Genomic DNA, 2,366 nt, shown 5'->3' with positions numbered 1-2,366 from the left:
GGCCGCCGCCCGCAGGGCGCTCGCACCAAGAAGTAGCTGAGCCGACGGCGCCCGCTCCCGCGACGCGCGGGGCGGGCGCCGTTGTCATGCCGCACCTGTACCGGTCGAGAAGAAGGTTGCCGTGGAGACTTCGAAGCTCGAAGAGCTGCTCGCCGAGCATGCGGAGCTGGAACGGCGGCTCGCCGAACCGGACGTGCACGCCGACCAGGCAAACGCGCGCAAACTGGGGCGCCGCTACGCCGAACTCACCCCGGTGGCCAAGGCCGCCGGGGAATGGCACCGGGTGCGTTCCGACCTGGCCACGGCCCGCGAACTCGCCGACGAGGACCCGGCGTTCGCCGCGGAGGCCGAATCGCTCGCCGACTCGCTGCCCGCGCTGGAGGCCAGGCTCACCGAGCTGCTGCTGCCGCGCGACCAGCGCGACTCCTCGGACGTGCTGCTGGAGATCAAATCCGGTGAGGGCGGCGAGGAATCCGCGTTGTTCGCGGGCGATCTGCTGCGGATGTACCTGCGCTTCGCCGAGCGCCAGGGCTGGCGCGCCGAGGTGCTGGGCTCCACCGAATCCGAACTCGGCGGCTACAAGGACGTCACGGTCTCGGTGAAGGAGAAGGCCGATCCGGGCCCGGACGGCGTGTGGTCGAAGCTGAAGTTCGAGGGCGGCGTGCACCGGGTGCAGCGGGTGCCGGTCACGGAGTCCCAGGGCCGGGTGCACACTTCGGCGGCCGGGGTGCTGGTCTACCCCGAGACCGAGGACGTCGAGGTCGAGGTGGACGAGAAGGACCTGCGCATCGACGTCTACCGGTCCTCGGGCCCCGGCGGGCAGAGCGTGAACACGACCGACTCGGCGGTGCGGATCACGCACCTGCCCACCGGGGTCGTCGTCTCCTGCCAGAACGAGAAGTCCCAGCTGCAGAACAAGCTGCGCGCGATCCACGTGCTGCGTGCGCGGCTGCAGGCGATGGCCGACGAGGAGGCCGAGCGCGAAGCGGCCGAGACCCGTCGCAGCCAGGTGCGCACCGTGGACCGCTCCGAGCGGGTGCGCACCTACAACTTCCCGGAGAACCGGATCTCCGATCACCGGGTCAATTACAAGGCGTACAACCTCGAGCACGTGCTCGACGGCGACCTGGACGGCGTGCTGGGCGCGTTGATCACCGCCGACCGGGAGGAACGCCTCGCCTCGACCGGGTGAGCGCAGCCGTTCCGGCGTTTTCGGGCCTCGCCTGAGCGGGTCCGGAGATCACGCGCTCTAAGCTTGCCCCGTGACTCGACAGCCACTGCGCCTGGCCATCCTCGAAGCGGCACGCATGTTGTCCGCGGCAGGCGTGCCGAGCCCGCGCACCGACGCCGAACTGCTGGCCGCCCACCTGCTAGGGGTGGAGCGGACCAAGTTGATGATGGTGCCGCTGGTGGATCCGCCCGTGGTGGAAGCGCTGCACGCGCTGGTGCGGCAGCGGGCCGAGCGGGTGCCGTTGCAGCACCTCGTGGGCACCGCGACCCTCGGCAACGTGACGCTCAGCGTCGGTCCCGGCGTGTTCGTCCCGCGCCCGGAGACCGAGCTGCTGCTCGCCTGGGGACTGGCCACGCTCGAAGGGATCGAGCATCCCACCGTCGTCGACCTTTGCACCGGCACCGGCGCGCTCGCGCTGGCCGTGGCCAACGCGCGCCCCGACGCGACGGTGCACGCGGTCGAGCTGGACACGAACGCGCTGACCTGGGCGAGGCACAACATCGACCAGCAGGCCGCCGCGGGCGACACGCCGACCCGGCTGCACGCGGGCGATGTGCACGACCCGACGTTGCTGATGGACCTGGAAGGCCTGGTCGACCTGGTGCTGTGCAATCCGCCGTACGTGCCGGAGGGCACGCCGGTGCCGCCGGAAGTGCGCGAGCACGATCCGCACGAGGCCGTGTTCGGCGACCGCGACGGGCTGGACGTGGTCCGGCAGGTGATCGCTTGCGGCGCGCGGCTGCTGCGGCACGGCGGCGGCATGGCGATCGAGCACGACGACACCCACGGCGGATCGGTGCCCGCGTTGTTGAAGGCCAGGAGGGTCCTGTGCGAGGTGGAGGATCACACGGACCTGGCCGGGCGTCCGCGGTTCGCCACCGCGTACCGCGCGGAACCTCAGCTGTGAGGTCGGGCTTCGCAGCCCGGAGATCTTTCGCCTGAGCGAGCGGTCCGGGCGCGCATGTCTGCTCGGAGGGTTCGATCAGGCGCCTCGGGTGGCGGCGCTGCGCGGCCGTTTCCCGAGGTGGCTCAGCGGGACTTGTCGCTGCGGGTCGGCGTGCCGGGCTGCTGGGCCTGGGCGCCGGGCTGCTGGGCCTGGCCCGGGACGGGCAGCTGGATCCGGCGGGTCGGACGT

The 2,366-nt window shown here is 71.6% G+C and carries 2 protein-coding genes; both read left to right on the top strand.

Going from position 1 to position 2,366, the window contains the following annotated elements:
* The first annotated feature begins 121 nt into the window (after positions 1-121).
* The gene (gene prfA / locus IJH84_RS23215) at positions 122-1,192 is read left to right on the top strand and encodes a peptide chain release factor 1 (RefSeq protein ID WP_200070326.1); all 1,071 of its coding nucleotides are present in this window, start codon (positions 122-124) and stop codon (positions 1,190-1,192) included.
* 70 nt (positions 1,193-1,262) lie between these two features.
* On the top strand, positions 1,263-2,138 hold the full coding sequence (gene prmC, locus IJH84_RS23210; RefSeq protein WP_295148985.1) for a peptide chain release factor N(5)-glutamine methyltransferase: 876 nt from the start codon (positions 1,263-1,265) through the stop codon (positions 2,136-2,138).
* Positions 2,139-2,366 lie beyond the last annotated feature (228 nt).

Source organism: Saccharopolyspora sp. (assembly GCF_017434145.1).
Lineage (GTDB): Bacteria > Actinomycetota > Actinomycetes > Mycobacteriales > Pseudonocardiaceae > Saccharopolyspora_C > Saccharopolyspora_C galaxeae.
Note: the sequence above shows the minus strand (reverse complement) of the source record. Positions and strands in the feature narration are given on the sequence as shown.